The sequence below is a fragment of the Streptomyces sp. NBC_01276 genome (assembly GCF_041435355.1).
GTDB lineage: Bacteria > Actinomycetota > Actinomycetes > Streptomycetales > Streptomycetaceae > Streptomyces.
Genome location: NZ_CP108442.1, coordinates 5,907,167 through 5,922,545, shown reverse-complemented (window position 1 = coordinate 5,922,545; position 15,379 = coordinate 5,907,167). Strand labels below are relative to the sequence as shown.

At 72.8% G+C, this 15,379-nt stretch carries 15 protein-coding genes; 7 read left to right on the top strand and 8 right to left on the bottom strand.

The window, feature by feature from the left end:
• Positions 1 to 23: 23 nt before the first annotated feature.
• Complete coding sequence (locus OG295_RS26650; protein ID WP_371679176.1) at positions 24 to 2,579, bottom strand: FHA domain-containing protein; 2,556 nt, start codon at positions 2,577 to 2,579, stop codon at positions 24 to 26.
• A gap of 243 nt (positions 2,580 to 2,822) precedes the next feature.
• On the opposite strand from OG295_RS26650, the gene OG295_RS26645 reads away from it, so the two are divergent.
• The 6 genes from OG295_RS26645 to OG295_RS26620 all read left to right on the top strand — a co-directional run bounded on the left by OG295_RS26645 (position 2,823) and on the right by OG295_RS26620 (position 9,868).
• On the top strand, positions 2,823 to 4,355 hold the full coding sequence (locus OG295_RS26645; RefSeq protein WP_371679175.1) for a streptophobe family protein: 1,533 nt from the start codon (positions 2,823 to 2,825) through the stop codon (positions 4,353 to 4,355).
• Positions 4,356 to 4,490: 135 nt separating this feature from the next.
• A complete protein-coding gene (serB, locus tag OG295_RS26640; protein ID WP_371679174.1) occupies positions 4,491 to 5,690 on the top strand; it encodes a phosphoserine phosphatase SerB in 1,200 nt (399 codons plus the stop codon).
• A gap of 324 nt (positions 5,691 to 6,014) precedes the next feature.
• Entirely contained in the window at positions 6,015 to 6,821 is an 807-nt protein-coding gene (locus OG295_RS26635; protein WP_371679173.1) for an SDR family NAD(P)-dependent oxidoreductase, read from the top strand.
• On the top strand, positions 6,821 to 8,128 hold the full coding sequence (locus tag OG295_RS26630) for an aminotransferase class I/II-fold pyridoxal phosphate-dependent enzyme (RefSeq protein ID WP_371679172.1): 1,308 nt from the start codon (positions 6,821 to 6,823) through the stop codon (positions 8,126 to 8,128). The genes OG295_RS26635 and OG295_RS26630 overlap by 1 nt, the downstream gene beginning before the upstream one ends.
• Positions 8,125 to 9,072, top strand: coding sequence for a diiron oxygenase (locus tag OG295_RS26625; RefSeq protein ID WP_371679171.1), 948 nt, complete (start codon positions 8,125 to 8,127; stop codon positions 9,070 to 9,072). Before OG295_RS26630 ends, OG295_RS26625 begins: the two co-directional genes overlap by 4 nt.
• A complete protein-coding gene (locus tag OG295_RS26620; protein WP_371679170.1) occupies positions 9,065 to 9,868 on the top strand; it encodes a tryptophan 2,3-dioxygenase family protein in 804 nt (267 codons plus the stop codon). Before OG295_RS26625 ends, OG295_RS26620 begins: the two co-directional genes overlap by 8 nt.
• A 60-nt stretch (positions 9,869 to 9,928) precedes the next feature.
• On the opposite strand, the gene OG295_RS26615 is transcribed toward OG295_RS26620, so the two are convergent.
• The 4 genes from OG295_RS26615 to OG295_RS26600 form a co-directional block, all read right to left on the bottom strand.
• On the bottom strand, positions 9,929 to 10,450 hold the full coding sequence (locus OG295_RS26615; RefSeq protein WP_371679169.1) for a histidine phosphatase family protein: 522 nt from the start codon (positions 10,448 to 10,450) through the stop codon (positions 9,929 to 9,931).
• A gap of 89 nt (positions 10,451 to 10,539) precedes the next feature.
• Positions 10,540 to 10,764, bottom strand: a complete 225-nt coding sequence (locus OG295_RS26610; protein ID WP_266838327.1) for a hypothetical protein — start codon at positions 10,762 to 10,764, stop codon at positions 10,540 to 10,542.
• Positions 10,765 to 10,931: 167 nt separating this feature from the next.
• Positions 10,932 to 11,051 (bottom strand): SGM_5486 family transporter-associated protein, encoded by a 120-nt coding sequence (locus tag OG295_RS26605; protein WP_254719129.1) that lies wholly within the window; start codon positions 11,049 to 11,051, stop codon positions 10,932 to 10,934.
• Between the two features lie 5 nt (positions 11,052 to 11,056).
• Positions 11,057 to 12,346 carry a CynX/NimT family MFS transporter gene (locus tag OG295_RS26600; protein WP_371679168.1) on the bottom strand — a complete coding sequence of 430 codons (1,290 nt, stop codon included), beginning with the start codon at positions 12,344 to 12,346 and terminating at the stop codon, positions 11,057 to 11,059.
• Between the two features lie 63 nt (positions 12,347 to 12,409).
• On the opposite strand from OG295_RS26600, the gene OG295_RS26595 reads away from it, so the two are divergent.
• Positions 12,410 to 13,087 carry a FadR/GntR family transcriptional regulator gene (locus OG295_RS26595; protein WP_371679167.1) on the top strand — a complete coding sequence of 226 codons (678 nt, stop codon included), beginning with the start codon at positions 12,410 to 12,412 and terminating at the stop codon, positions 13,085 to 13,087.
• A 36-nt stretch (positions 13,088 to 13,123) separates the two neighbouring features.
• On the opposite strand, the gene OG295_RS26590 is transcribed toward OG295_RS26595, so the two are convergent.
• From OG295_RS26590 to fabG, 3 genes are all read right to left on the bottom strand, one after another.
• A complete protein-coding gene (locus tag OG295_RS26590) occupies positions 13,124 to 13,555 on the bottom strand; it encodes a hypothetical protein (protein WP_371679166.1) in 432 nt (143 codons plus the stop codon).
• A gap of 212 nt (positions 13,556 to 13,767) precedes the next feature.
• Positions 13,768 to 14,538 (bottom strand): enoyl-ACP reductase FabI, encoded by a 771-nt coding sequence (gene fabI, locus OG295_RS26585; RefSeq protein WP_030233506.1) that lies wholly within the window; start codon positions 14,536 to 14,538, stop codon positions 13,768 to 13,770.
• A gap of 5 nt (positions 14,539 to 14,543) precedes the next feature.
• On the bottom strand, positions 14,544 to 15,263 hold the full coding sequence (fabG, locus tag OG295_RS26580; protein WP_030233503.1) for a 3-oxoacyl-[acyl-carrier-protein] reductase: 720 nt from the start codon (positions 15,261 to 15,263) through the stop codon (positions 14,544 to 14,546).
• Positions 15,264 to 15,379 lie beyond the last annotated feature (116 nt).

The following is a 15,379-nucleotide window of genomic DNA, read 5'->3' as shown; positions in this document are numbered from 1 at the left end:
GGGCGCGCCCCCCGCCGGTCGCGTTACTTGCGCATGACCTCGGGCTCGTGGCGGCGCAGCAGCCGGGCCACCGCGAAGCCGCAGATGACGCCGAGGGACACCAGGACGAAGATGTCCACGAACCACTGGCCGGTGGTGTGGTCCCACAGCGGGTCGGTGTTGGTGGGGTTCTGCATGTCCCACGGCGCCATGAGCTTGCCCAGGTTCAGCGTGGTGCCGGCGGCGCCGATGGCCCAGCGGGAGGGCATCAGGTAGGCGAACTGCTCCAGGCCGATCTTGTCGTACAGCTGGAACAGGATGCCGGTGAAGACGACCTGGACGATCGCGAACATGACGAGCAGCGGCATGGTCTTCTCGGCGGTCTTCACCAGCGAGGAGATCACGAGGCCGAACATCATCGCGGTGAAGCCGAGCGCGGTGACCGAGACGCAGAGCTCGACGGCCGGGTTCATGAACAGGCCCTCGGCCGGCAGCTTGCGCGGGGTGAAGGCGATGGCGCAGATGATCACGCCCTGGATGGCCGTGATCAGGCCGAGGACGATCACCTTCGACATGAGGTACGCCGACCGGGACAGGCCGGTCGCGCGCTCGCGCTCGTAGATGACGCGTTCCTTGATCAGCTCACGGACCGAGTTGGCCGCGCCCGAGAAGCACATGCCGACCGCGAGGATCAGCATGATCGTGCCGGCGTCGCCGTTGAAGCGGCTCGGCGGGGTCGGCGGAGCCAGGCCGAACTTCGCGGGGATCACGATGGAGACCACGCCCAGGACGGCGGGCAGCAGCAGCATCAGGGCGAGGAAGCCCTTGTCGGAGGCGATCACCGAGACGTAGCGGCGGATCAGCGTCCACAGCTGCGAGCCCCAGCCCTGCGGCTTCGGCGGGATCATCTGCTGCGGCGGCATCGCGACCTGCTGCGGGGCGACCGCGTCGAGGTCGGCGGCGTAGAGCTGGTAGTGCTGCGAGCCCTTCCAGCGGCCGGCCCAGTCGTAGTCGCGGTAGTTCTCGAAGGCGGAGAACACGTCGGCCCAGGTGGTGTAGCCGAAGAAGTTCAGCGCCTCGTCCGGCGGGCCGAAGTAGGCGACGGATCCGCCCGGCGCCATGACCAGCAGCTTGTCGCAGAGCGACAGCTCGGCGACGGAGTGGGTGACCACGAGGACGGTGCGGCCGTCGTCGGCGAGGCCGCGCAGCAGCTGCATGACGTCGCGGTCCATGCCCGGGTCGAGGCCGGAGGTCGGCTCGTCCAGGAAGATCAGCGACGGCTTGGTGAGCAGCTCCAGGGCCACGGACACGCGCTTGCGCTGACCACCCGAGAGCGAGGTGATCTTCTTGTCCTTGTGGATGTCGAGCTTGAGCTCGCGCAGCACCTCGTCGATGCGGGCGGCACGCTCGGACTCGGCGGTGTCGCCCGGGAAGCGGAGCTTGGCCGCGTACTTCAGGGCGGTGCTGACCTTCAGTTCCTTGTGCAGGATGTCGTCCTGCGGGACCAGGCCGATGCGCTGGCGGAGCTCCGCGAACTGCTTGTACAGGTTGCGGTTGTCGTAGAGGACGTCGCCCTCGTTGGCGGGCCGGTAGCCGGTCAGCGCCTTCAGCAGGGTCGACTTGCCCGAGCCGGAGGGGCCGATGACACCGATCAGCGACTTCTCCGGGACGCCGAAGGTGACGTCCTTGAGGATCTGCTTGCCGCCGTCGACCGTGACCGTGAGGTGGCGGGCCGAGAAGGAGACGTCACCGGTGTCGACGAACTCCTCAAGGCGGTCGCCGACGATCCGGAAGGTGGAGTGGCCGACGCCGACGATGTCGTTCGGGCCGAGCAGGGTGCTGCCGGACTTGGGCAGCGGCTGGCCGTTGACGTAGGTGCCGTTGTGGCTGCCGAGGTCGTGGATCTCGAAGCGTCCGCCGGTGGAGCGGAACTCCGCGTGGTGGCGGGAGACCTGGAGGTCGGAGACGACGAGCTCGTTCTCCAGGGCACGGCCGATGCGCATGACGTGGCCGACGGCGATCTGGTGGAACGTCGTCGGGCTGCGGTCCCCGCCGTGGGCGGCCGGGGCGGCGGACTGCGCCGGACCGCCCTGCTGCTGCGGTACGTACGGCTGCTGGTGCTGCGGCTGCTGCTGGTGCTGCGGCTGCTGCTGGTGCTGCGGCTGCTGCTGGTGCTGCGGCTGCTGGTGGTGCGGTTGGTGCTGCTGCTGATCCCAGGCCTGCTGCTGGACCGGGGCCTGGTAGGCCGGGGCCTGCTGCTGGGCGACCGGGGCCTGGTAGGCGGGCTGCTGCACCTGCTGCTGTGCGGCGGCACCGGTCGGATTCAGCCGCGGCCCGTCGGTCGCGTTGCCGAGGTGGACCGGCGTGCCGGGCACGAGTTCGGTCTGCTGGACCCGCGCACCGTGCACGTAGGTGCCGTTGGTGCTGCCGTGGTCCTCGATGACCCAACCCCGGCCGTTCCAGGTGATGGTGGCGTGCCGCCACGACACCCGGGCGTCATCGATCACCACGTCTCCCTGGGGATCACGCCCCAGCGAGTACGACCTGGACGGATCGAGCGTCCAGGTCCTTCCATTCAATTCCAGTACGAGTTCCGGCACTCCAGCCCCACTTAGGTCCCCCGAGAATCCCCCTGATGCCAGGGAGTCTAGGGATGGCGAACATCCGGGGGAACTATTTCAGGCCTTCGGCCACATGTGGAATCGGGGCCTTGCGAGGGCGTCCGCGCAGGCCCGTTGACGGGGTCGAAAGCCACCCGGAGAGTGAGATAGGGGACTTCTCGGCCCGGCTTCCGGACGGACGTCCCCGCAGATTACCGCTCGGTAGCGATCGGGGGTCACCGGATGCGCGGCATTCGCTGGGGGGACGTACTGCTGTCCGGGGCCGCCGCCGTGGGGTGGTCGACGGCCGCGATGGCGGGGGTGGCCGCACTGGGGCTGCGCCTCGTGGGCGCCGGTGCGGCGGGAGGGTCGTGGGCGGCGATGACCGCGGCCGTGGTGGTGCTGGCGGTGGGCGGCTCGGTGACGCCGACCGGGGACGTGACGGCGTTCGGGGCGGGACTCGGCGTGGGGGCGGGCGGCGCCCGGGCCGCCCTGGACGTGATGCCGTTGGGGGTGACCCTGACGGGCGCCCTGGTGCTGGGGCTGGTGTTCCTGCGCTCGGTGCGCGCCGGTGCGGGCCGGGGTGAACTCGCCGCGCGGGCCGCGGTGGTGGGCGTGCTGTTCACCGGTACCGCGGGCGGGCTGGCGTGGGCCGGCCACGACGCGGTCACCCTCGACGGCGGACGGCTGCCCGTGCCCCGCGTGCCGGTGAGGGTGGAGGTGCCGGGGATCGGGGACATCGGGGGCCTGCTGCCGGACCGGGTCGGGGACCTGGTCCGGACCCGGGCCCGGGTGGGCTTCTCGGTGGACCTCGGGCCGACACTGCTGGGCGCGGGGTCGTGGGCGGCACTGGTACTGGCCGTCGCGCTGCTGGCCTCGCGGCGCGGTCCGGCGGCGTGGGCACGGCTGCGGCCCGCGGTGTCGGCGGTGGTGACGATGCTGGTGGTGGCGGTGGGGGCCGGCCTGGCGGCGGCGGGGTGGGCGGCCGCGCGGGACGCCCACCCGGGGCGGGTGGTGGGGGCGGCACTGCTGGGGGCGCCCAACGGGAGCTGGACGGGGGTGCTGCTGGGGCTGTTCGTACCGCTGCGGGGGCGGGCGTCGGGCGGGTTCGGGCGGCTGCTGCCGGATCCGCTCGACCGGCTGATGGGGGTGTCGCGGTGGGAGCCGGTGACGGTGGGCCGGCTGGCGCAGTACGACGGGCGGGTCTGGCTGCTGGTGCTGGGGGCGGGGCTGCTGATGCTGTACGCGGGGGTGCTGGCGGCCGTACGGAGCCCGGTGCGCGGGATCCTGCCGTGCGCGGTACGGCTGGGTGCGGTGAGCGGGGTGACGCTGGCGGGGTTGGTGTGGCTGACGGGGTTGTCGGCGGACGCGTCGCTCGCGGTGCTCGGGGTGGACCTGGTGGACACCGGGGTCGAGCTGCGGGGGCAGGCGGGGTACGCCCTGGTGCTGGGGGCGGCGTGGGGCGCGGCGGCCGGCGCGGCGGGAGCGGTACTGGCCGGACGGCGCGGCCCGGCCGGGACCCCGGCTCCCGGCCCGGACCCCGACGCGCCGGCGGGGTGGCCCGCGCCGCAGCCGCCGGCCGGCGGGCCCGGCGGGCCCGGACCGTACCGGGACCCCGGGGTCTCGTGGGACGTGACCGTGACCGGACTCCCGCCCCGCCCCGCGCGCCCGGCCCACCCGCCCCGGCGGCCCCCCTTCACCCCTCCTCCCCCACCGGGAACCCCACCTCCGCCGAAGCCGCCCCACCCGCCCCACCCGCCGGACCGGCCGCGCTGAGGCCGCGGCGGGGGTGGGCCCCAGGGCCCTCGGGGGCGGCCGGTGGCGCTCGGCGCGGCGGGAAACGCCGTGGCGCGTTCAGGAAGTGGGACGGGGGTCCGGTGCGCCGGGTGGGGAAGATACGGTGAGGGCACCATGAGCGCTTCGCAGACCTCCGACGTCCCCACCCTCCTCGTCAAGATCTTCGGCAAGGACCGTCCCGGGATCACCGCCGGGCTGTTCGACACCCTCGCCGCCTACTCCGTCGATGTCGTCGACATCGAGCAGGTCGTCACCCGCGGCCGCATCGTCCTGTGCGTTCTCGTCACCAAGCCCGCCGCCGGCTCCGAGGGCGAGCTGCGGGCCACCGTCCACAGCTGGGCCGAGTCACTCAAGCTCCAGGCGGAGATCCTCTCCGGCACCGGTGACAACCGGCCGCGCGGCAGCGGCCGTTCCCACGTCACCGTCCTCGGGCACCCGCTCACCGCGGAGTCCACGGCCACCATCGCCGCCCGGATCACCGCGACGGGCGGCAACATCGACCGCATCTTCCGGCTCGCGAAGTATCCGGTGACGGCGGTCGAGTTCGCCGTCTCCGGCGCCGAGACCGAGCCGCTGCGCACCGCCCTCGCCACCACCGCCGCACAGATCGGCGTCGACGTGGCCGTGGTGTCGGCGGGCCTGCACCGCCGGGCGCAGCGCCTGGTGGTGATGGACGTGGACTCGACCCTGATCCAGGACGAGGTCATCGAGCTCTTCGCCGCCCACGCGGGCTGTGAGGCCGAGGTCGCCGAGGTGACCGAGCGGGCCATGCGCGGGGAGCTGGACTTCGAGCAGTCCCTGCACGCCCGGGTGGCGCTGCTCGCGGGGCTGGACGCGTCGGTGGTGGACAAGGTCCGCTCCGAGGTCCGGCTGACCCCCGGGGCCCGCACCCTGATCCGGACCCTGAAGATGCTCGGTTACCAGGTGGGCGTGGTCTCGGGCGGCTTCACGCAGGTCACGGACGACCTGCGCGAGCGGCTGGGGCTCGACTTCGCCTCGGCGAACACCCTGGAGATCGTCGACGGGAAACTGACCGGCAAGGTCACCGGAGAGATCGTGGACCGGGCGGGCAAGGCCCGTCTGCTGCGCCGCTTCGCCGCCGAGGCGGGTGTGCCGCTGGCCCAGACGGTGGCCATCGGTGACGGCGCCAACGACCTGGACATGCTGAACGCCGCCGGGCTGGGCGTGGCCTTCAACGCCAAGCCCGTCGTCCGCGAGGCCGCCCACACCGCGGTGAACGTGCCGTTCCTGGACGCGGTGCTGTACCTGCTGGGCATCACCCGGGAGGAAGTGGAAGCGGCCGACCTGGCCTGATCCCCACCGGTTCCTTCACGCCGCCCGGCCGGGTCCTCCCGGCCGGGCTTCTCTCGTTCCACGGTGCGGCCGGCCCCCGCGCGGGCCCGGAGCGCTCGGAGACGCCCTCAGGAACGCTAGAAGGAATCGGGCCACCGGTGTCCGACCGGGAGCCGAGCCACCCCGCGTGACCTGCGACGCCGCAGGACCTCGGCCGTTCCTCCAGTCAACTTCCAGCCGGATCGCGAGAGTTCGACACCCCCCTGTGCGACAAATGCTCCGACTGCGCTGCTGCGGACGCGGCGGCGGCTCTCGGTCATTCTTGATCGTCAAGGGGAAGCAGCGATGGCTCGAAGTGTGCTCGTCACCGGAGGCTCGGGGGGAATCGGCCGGGCCTGTGTGGAGAGGTTCGCGGCGGAAGAGGACTGGACCGTCTGGTTCACGTACCGCAACGGCCGGGAGCGGGCCGAGGAGCTGGTGCAGGAGCTGGCGCTGACCGGTCGCGCCAAGGTGGAGGCGTTCCCCTTCAGCCAGGGTGACTGGGAGGACCACGAGCAGCTGGTCGAGCGGCTGCCGGGCCCGGTGGACGTACTGGTGAACAACGCGGCCGTCGGCTCCAAGACCATCGACCGGTACAGCGACGGGCCGCGGCAGGACAAGGCGTCGGCCTTCTTCCAGATCAACGCGGTGGGCCCGCTCTGGCTCAGCGAGCAGCTCCTGCCCGGCATGCTGGAACGCGGCTTCGGGAAGATCATCAACATCTCCAGCGTGGGCGGCGGGATCTTCCAGTTCCCCGGCTTCCACCCCGCCGACGGCATGAGCAAGGCCGCCCTCACCTACCTCACCCGGCACCTCGCGGCCGAGCTGGTGCACACCCCGGTGCAGGTCTTCGCCCTGTGCCCCGGTGCCGTGGAGACCACGATGTTCAAGGCCAGCACCCTGGACCGGCTTTCGCCCGAGGAGCGTTCCTCCCTCACCGCGCGGCTGCCGCGCGGCCGCATGATCGAAGCGCGGGAGATCGCCGAGCAGGTGTGGTGGCTGGCGGGCGAACACGCGGCGGCCCTGCACGGCGCCGTCATCGACGCCTCGATGGGCCTCGGGGTCCATCCGGGCCTGCTCACCGGCGCCGACGTGGACAGCGGGAGGGCCTGATGGTCTCCCGCCAGGCCGCACGGCTGCTCGCCGACACCCCCGCCATCGCCGAGGCGCACTTCCTGGCCGAGGCCGAGCCGTACGACCCGGACCTGCGCCCCGGCGGCTACCTCAACCTGGGCACCGCGGAGAACCGTCTCCTGTGGGACCTCCTCGACGGCCGGCTGGCCGCGCTGGAGCCGATGACCGAGTCCACCGCCCGCTACGCGCCCCTGCACGGCACCGGCGAACTGCGCGAGCGCGTCGCCGCGCTGCTCTCGGCGACCTGCCGCACGCCGCTCGACGCCGAGGACCTGGTGGTGATCAGCGGCGCCACCGGGGCGCTGGACGCGATCGCGTCGGTGCTGTGCGACCCGGGCGAGGCGATCGTGGTGCCCGCCCCCTACTACGGGGCCTTCGACACCGATCTCGGGGGACGTTCCGGCGCCCGGATCCTGCCCGCCCCGCTGGAGCCGGCCGACGGGTTCCGGCTGACGGCGGAGGCCGTCGACCGGGCCCTGAAGCAGGCCGCCGCGGAGGGGACGACCGTACGCGCGGTCGCGCTCTCCTCCCCCTCCAACCCCCTCGGCGAGGTGCACCCGCCCCAGGTGCTCGCCGAGCTGCTGCGGGTGGCCGCCGAGCACGACGTGGACCTCGTCTCCGACGAGATCTACGCCCACGCCGTCTTCGGCCCGCACGCCTTCACCAGCGCCGCCGACCCCGCGGTCAATCCGCACTGGGCCGAACGCACCCACGTGGTCTGGGGCTTCGCGAAGGACTTCGGGCTGCCCGGACTGAAGACCGGTGTCCTGCACACGCGTGATCCCCGGGTGCGGGACGCGGCGCGGGCGATGGCCTACTTCGCGCCCGTCTCCACCGCCACCCAGCACACCCTGGCCGGTCTGCTGGCCGACCCGGCGTGGGTGGCCTCCTTCCTCGCGGCGGGCCGCCGCCGGCTGGGGTCCTCGTACGCGCACCTCGTCGCGCACCTGGACGCGTACCGGATCCCGTACGTTCCGGCCGAGGCCGGGTTCTCCGTCTGGCTGGACCTGCGCCGCTGGCTGCCCGGGGCCGGGTTCGAGGCCGAACAGCGGCTGTGGCGCGAACTGTTCGAGACGGCGAGGGTCAGCATCCTGCCGGGCGGGGCGTTCCGCTCGCCCGAGCCGGGCTGGTTCCGGCTGTGCCACACCGTCGAGGCCCCCCTGGTCGCGGAGGCGGTCCGGCGGATCGCCGGCCACCTGGGCGGGGCCCTCGGGGAGGCCGCCCTCCCCGGCTCCCTCACCTCGTTCCCCTCGTCCCCCTCCTCCCCGAACGGAAGACGCCCATGAGCACGGCCCCCGGTCCGCTCGACCGCTGGTACGAGACCGCCGGCGTGCGGGGTGGCGTACGCCGTATGTTCCACGCCGAGGCGGAGCAGGGCCGGGTCTTCTTCCCGGACGCCCTGGTCCCGCACCTGGCCCACCCCGAGGTGAAGGCGCTGGCCCCGGAGCGGGTCCGCGAGATCTCCGTACGCCACCTGTACCAGTTCCTGCACTCGACGACGCACCTGGAGACCCGGGTGGTCAACGGGGCCGCCGAGCCGGTCGCCAACGGCAACTGCGGGCTGCACTTCCCGACCGCGCTGCGGATGGACGCCTTCAAGGTCTACTGCGACGAGGGCTACCACGCCCTCTACAGCCTGGACCTCGCCGATCAGGTGGCGGCCGTCACCGGGATCGCCGTGCCGGACGTCGACTACGGCGGGTTCGTCACGGCCCTCCAGGAGAGCGGGCGGCGGCTGCTGCCCCAGGACCCGGTGCTGGCCGGGCAGTTGCAGGCGGTGGTGTTCGAGACCCTGATCACCGCCGTGCTCAACGAGGTGCCGCAGGACCCGACCGTGGTGAGCACGGTGCGCGAGCTGATGCGCGACCACGCCAAGGACGAGGGGCGCCACCACCGCTTCTTCTCGGCGTTCTTCCTGGAGCTGTGGGCCCGGCTCGACGGGCGCCGGCGCGTCCTGGCGGCCCGCGCCCTGCCGGCGATGATCCGCGCGGCGCTCGACTGGGACCTGGAGCCGGTACGGGTGTCGCTGCGCCTGGCCGGTCTGGACGAGGACCGCACCGAGGCGGTCCTCGCGGACAGCTACGGGGGTGGGGCGGGCCTGGACCGCATCCAGACGATCTCCCGTTCCACCCTGCGGCTGTGCGCCCAGGTCGACGCCTTCGACCTGCCCGGCGTCACGGACGCGTTCGCGGAGTTCGGACTGCGCGCACCGGAGGAGACCGATGTCTGAGAACGTCACGTACGCGGACTACCTGCGGCTGCCGGAGCTGCTGACGCTCCAGGTGCCGCTGGCCGACGGGGTGGACGACGAGCTGCTGTTCATCGCCGTCCACCAGGTGCAGGAGCTGTGGTTCGGGCAGCTGCTGCGCGATCTGTCCGGCGCCCGCGACCGGATGCTGGAGGGTGATCCCCGGGCCGCGCGGGCGGGCCTGGTGCGGAGCACGGTGATCACGCGGGCGCTGATCGCGGGGATCCATCCGCTGCGCGGGATGCCGCCGAGGGAGTTCCACGCCTTCCGCGGGGCGCTCGGCGGCAGCAGCGGGGCGCAGTCGGCGCAGTATCTGGAGATAGCGGCGCTGTGCGGCGCGGACTGGGTGCGCGGGGAGCACGGGGCGCGGGCGGTCGCCGGGCTGAGTCCGCGGGAACGGGAGCGGGCGCGCGGGCGGCTCGCGGAGCCGACCCTGTGGGAGGCGTTCGTGTCGCTGCTGGCCAAGGCCGGTTTCGCGGTGGGGACGGGGCAGGAGCGGCGGGAGGCGTTCGGGCGGCTCGCGGCGGCGCCCCGGGACGGTGACCCGGTGGAGTTCGCGGAGCTGTCGGAGCTGGTGGAGGCCCTGGTGGACCACGACGAGATCTGGACGGAGTGGCGGGCCTGCCACGCGCAGCTCGTCGAGCGGCAGATCGGCGGCCGGCCCGGGACCGGGGGCAGCAGCGGCGTGGCCCATCTGCGGGCGGCGGTCCACCGGCGGTTCCACCCGGAGCTGTGGGAGGCGCGGGACGCGGGCATCCCGCCGCTGCCCGCCCGGTGACGTTCCCGGACGTCCGGTGGGGCCCGGGGCCCGGGGCGCGACGGCCCCGGGCCCTCGGGCTCAGTGCTCCTTGGGCGTCCAGTAGTCCAGCAGCGTGCCCACTCCGTGCTCGACGGACTTCCACGATCCGGTGAAGGAGACGACGGCCAGCGCCGCGGTCGGGAAGCCCGTACGGGTCATCCGGTCGAGGGCGTCGCCCTCCGCGCGCCCGGAGAGGGCGTCGGCGAGGGCGTGCATGCCGGGGTTGTGGCCGATCACGAGGAGGTCGGCCACCTCCTCCGGGGTCTCGTTCAGCAGGGCGATGAGCTCACCCAGCGAGGCGTCGTAGAGCCGCTCCTCGTAATGGGTCTTCGGCCGGTGGGGCAGTTCCTGGACGGCGAGCTTCCAGGTCTCCCGGGTCCGGGCGGCGGTGGAGCAGAGGGCCAGGTCGAAGGTGATGCCGGTCTCGGCCAGCTTCAGTCCGACGGCCGGTGCGTCCTTGCGGCCGCGTTCCGCCAGCGGGCGGTCGTGGTCGGACACCTGGGGCCAGTCGGCCTTGGCGTGCCGGAGGAGGACGATCCTGCGGGGTGTGTCGGCGCTCATGGCTCCCAGCTTCGCACGAAACGCGCCACGGGGCGCAGGGTGTTGGGAGGCCTCGGCGAGGGCGGGGGGCACGCCTCGGCGCGCGGGGGTCAGCCGACGGCGCGCAGCAGTTGCCGGCTGACCTGGAGCAGCCCGGAGGCGTCCGGGGTGGCGGCCTGGGCCTCGCCCGAGCCGGCGAGGAGGAGCAGCAGGAGTCCGAAGGCCAGCGCGGGCAGGGCGAGGGCCCACCAGTGCAGCCGGGTGCCCGCTCCCGCGTGTGCCGCGGGACGGCGGCGGGCGGCGGGGAGGGACGGGGTCTGCGTGGGGGCCGACATGGCCGCCTCCGGGGTGTGCGCTGGGACGGGCTCGCTGCTTCGAATCTACGGATCCGTGGCAGCGGTTCCCATCGGGGTCACACCCCATCCGACCCTGAGCCTGACCCCCTAGGGGATGGTGGGGACAACCCCACCATCGGGGTCGGGGGCCGGGCCCGGGCGGGCGCTCAGGGGGAGGCGAGGCTGGCGATGACGGCGATGATCACGGTCACGAGCAGCATCGCGCCGAGCACGAGGCCGAGCTTCTTGTGACCGTTCTGGGGGTTCGGTTCGAGGACGGGCGACATGGCGGTCAGTCTCGCATGCCGCATTCGTCCTCGATCGTGCGGTCCCGTCCCGCGAGGACGCCGAGGACGAGCTGGGGGACGAGCAGCCCGGCCATCAGGGCGAGCGGCAGGTCCCAGCCGCCGCTGCGCTGGTAGAGGGTGCCGATGACCAGCGGGCCGGGGATGGAGATCAGGTAGCCGGTGCTCTGGGCGAAGGCGGAGAGCTTGACGACCCCGGCGGGGGACTTGGCGCGCAGTCCGATCATGGTGATGACGAGCGGGAAGGCGCAGTTGGAGATGCCGAGCAGGAGGGCCCAGGCCCAGGCTCCGGCGGCGGGGGCGAGGTAGAGGCCGAGGTAGCCCACGAAGCCGAACAGGCTGAGGGTGACGGCGATCGGGCCCTGGTGGCGCATGCGTCCGGCGAGGCGGGGGATGACGAAGGCCAGCGGGACGCCCATGACCATGGTGACGGCGAGCAGCACGCCGGCGGTGGAGGCGGAGACCCCCGCGTCGCGGAAGATCTGCGGGAGCCAGCCCATGGTGACGTAGGCGCCGGTGGCCTGGAGGCCGAAGTAGCAGGCGAGTGCCCAGGCGGTGCGGCTGCGGACGACGGAGGGCCCCTTGTCCTCGCGCACGGCCGCGGCGGGGGCGGCCGCCTTCTCCCGGCGGCTCGCGGCGGCGATCGGCAGCCAGGGCAGGACGGCGACCGCGGCGAGGACGGCCCAGACGAGCAGGCCGGTGCGCCAGTTGCCGCCGAGGGCGGAGGTCAGGGGGACGGTCGCGGCGGCGGCGAGGGAGGTGCCGGCGGCCAGGGCCATGGAGTAGAGCCCGGTCATGGTGCCGAGGCGGTCGGGGAACCAGCGCTTGACGATGACCGGGAGCAGCACGTTGGTCAGGGCTATGCCGGCCAGGGACAGGGCGCTGGCGGCGAGGAAAGCGGCGGCGCCGTCCGCGAAGGGGCGGATCAGCAGGCCCGCGGCGACGGCGGCCATGCCGGCGCAGACGACGGCGGCGGGGCCGAAGCGGCGGGAGAGGCGGGGCGCCGTGACGCCGAAGACCGCGAAGCAGAGGGCGGGCACGGAGGTGATCAGTCCGGCGACGGCGCCGCTCATGTGGAGGCCGGTCCTGGTCTCCTCGAAGAGGGCGCCGAGGCTGGTGATGGCGGGCCGCAGGTTGAGGGCGGCCAGCACGATTCCGACGATGAGCACCGGGCCGAGCCACGTGGGGGCGACGTGCGCGGAGGCGGGGAGGGGCTCGTGCGCGGCGGTGCGCACGGCCTCCGGGCGGTTCATGGTCTGGACTTCTTCGTCGGACATTGAACCATCATAGAATCATGGGATGATTGGTTGTCCAGTCGTCCCAGAGAGGACCTTGCCCAGATGCCGCTGACCTCGCCCCGGCGATCCGCGCTCGTCGATCAGGTGATCGCCCAGCTCCGGAACCAGATCACCTCCGGCGAATGGCCGGTCGGGGGCCGGATCCCGACCGAGCCCGAGCTGGTGGAGCTGCTGGGCGTCGCCCGCAACACCGTGCGGGAGGCCGTCCGCGCGCTCGCGCACAACGGGCTGCTGGACATCCGCCAGGGTTCGGGCACCTACGTGATCGCCACCAGCGAGCTGGCCGGGGTGATGCACCGGCGTTTCGCCGGGGCCGACCCGCGGCACATCGCGGAGCTGCGCTCGACGCTGGAGTCCTCGGCGGCCCGGCTGGCGGCGGAGCGGCGGACCGACCGGGACCTGGTCCAGCTGGACGCGCTGCTGGCACGGCGCGAGGAGGCGTGGGCGAGCGGGGAGGCGGAGCTGTTCGTGGCGGCGGACGTGGCCCTGCACATGGCGGTGGTGACGGCCTCGCACAACGACGTGCTGATCGAGCTGTACGCGGACCTGGGCGACCTGGTGGCGGACTGGCTGCGGGCGGACGTCGGCACCGTGCTGGATCCGGCCGCCCACCTGGACCACGCCCGGCTGATCGAGGCGGTCCGGCGCGGGGACGGGGACGCGGCGGCCTCGGAGGCGGCCGGCTACCCCTTCGCCTGCCTCGGCAGGGGCGGACGCTGAGCGGGACCGGCCGGGCCGGAGGCGCCCGAGCGGCCCTCACGGACGCTGGTGGCTCACCCAGGCCGTGCGGACCTCCTTCCAGCAGCGGCCGGTGAGCCGGACCCGGCCCGCCGGGTCCAGGGAGACGGCGGCGCCGTCCCCGTCCAGGTCCCACCAGCGCTCGCACTCCACGTGGAGGCGGAGCAGGTCGGTCTCGGGGTAGCCGTTGTGGCAGTACGCGGTCACCTGCGAACCGTCGATCTCGGTGTCGCAGTCGGAGCCGAAGAGCTCCGGGGTGGCGGCCGGCGCGGGCCGGACGGGGGGTTCGGCCGGGATGTCGGCGAGGTCCACGGTGGCCGGGGCGGCCGCCGCGGGTCCCGCTCCCGGGTCCGGGCCGCCGGGTTGCGCGGTGGCTCCGGGGACCAGGAGTCCGGTCAGGACCACCGAGGTGAACAGCAGCGATACCGCTCGGCTCCGCCTCGCGCGCACGCCCGTACCTCCTCCCCGAAGCGGCCGGGAAGATCCCGACGAGGTCAGTTTGCAGGCATCTGTCCTGGTTTTCGACTCGGGAAGATCCGGTCAGACGGCGAAAATCCGATCGAACGAACCCCCGCTCCCCCGGCGCCGGACCGCGAAAAAGGCGGTGGCCGTGCCTCCCGGAGAGGGAGGCACGGCCACCGCCGTACGGATGCGGGTGCCGGTCAGGCGCCCATCGCGTGCAGGCCGCCGTCGACGTGGACGATCTCGCCCGTGGTCTTCGGGAACCAGTCCGACAGCAGGGCGACGACGCCCCGGCCCGTCGGCTCGGGGTCACTCATGTCCCACGCCAGCATGGAACGCTGGTTCCAGGTGTCCGCCAGCTCGCCGAAGCCCGGGATGGACTTCGCGGCCATCGAGCCGATCGGACCGGCCGAGACCAGGTTGCAGCGGATGTTCTCCTTGCCCAGGTCGCGGGCGAGGTAGCGGCTGGTGGCCTCCAGCGCGGCCTTGGCCGGGCCCATCCAGTCGTACTGCGGCCAGGCGAACTGCGCGTCGAAGGTGAGGCCGACGATGGCCGCGCCCTCCGCCGGGAACAGCGGCTTGCAGGCCATGGCCAGCGACTTCAGCGAGAACGCCGAGACGTGCATGGCGGTGGCCACGGACTCGAACGGGGTGTTCAGGAAGTTGCCGCCGAGCGCGTCCTGCGGCGCGAAGCCGATGGAGTGCACGACGCCGTCGAGGCCGCCGAGCTCCTCGCGGACGAGGCCTTCGAGGCGGGCCAGGTGCTCGTCGTTGGTGACGTCGAGCTCGATGACCTTGACCGGCTTCGGCAGCTTCTTGGCGATCCGCTCGGTCAGCGAGGGGCGCGGCCACGCCGTGAGGATGACCTCGGCGCCCTGCTCCTGGGCCAGTCGCGCGGTGTGGAAGGCGATGGACGACTCCATCAGCACCCCGGTGATGAGGATGCGCTTGCCGTCGAGAATTCCGCTCATGGTGATCAGTGACCCATGCCCAATCCGCCGTCAACGGGAATGACGGCTCCGGTGATGTACGCGGCGTCATCGGACGCCAGGAAGCTCACGGCGGCCGCGATCTCCTCGGGCTGCGCGTAGCGGGCCAGCGGCACCTGCGACACGATGCCCGCACGCTGCTCGTCGGTGAGCACCTTCGTCATGTCGGTGTCCACGAAGCCCGGGGCCACGACGTTGAAGGTGATGTTGCGGCTGCCCAGCTCGCGGGCGAGGGAGCGGGCGAAGCCCACCAGCGCGGCCTTCGAGGCGGCGTAGTTGGCCTGCCCCGCGGAACCCAGCAGGCCCACGACCGAGGAGATCAGGACCACGCGGCCCTTCTTCGCCCGGAGCATGCCGCGGTTGGCGCGCTTGACCACGCGGAAGGTGCCCGTGAGGTTGGTGTCGACGACGGAGGCGAAGTCCTCCTCGGACATCCGCATCAGCAGCGTGTCCTTGGTGATGCCGGCGTTGGCCACCAGCACCTCCACGTTGCCGTGCTTGGCCTCGATCTCCTTGTAGGCCTGCTCCACCTGCTCGGAGTCGGTGATGTCGCAGCGCACCGACAGTACGCCGAGGTCGGTGAGCTCCTGCGGCGGCTCTCCCGAGCGGTACGTGATCGCGACCTTGTCGCCGGCCTGGGCGAAGGCTCGGGCGATGGCGAGGCCGATGCCCCGGTTACCTCCGGTGACGAGAACCGAGCGGCTCAACGGATCACCCTTTCGCTAGCTGTCTGAATACCAAAAACCTATAGGTCGGCTCCGGCATCCGGAGAATCGGGCTCCGACAGGGCCTCGCGACGGGGTATGTCGAGTCCCTACAGAAA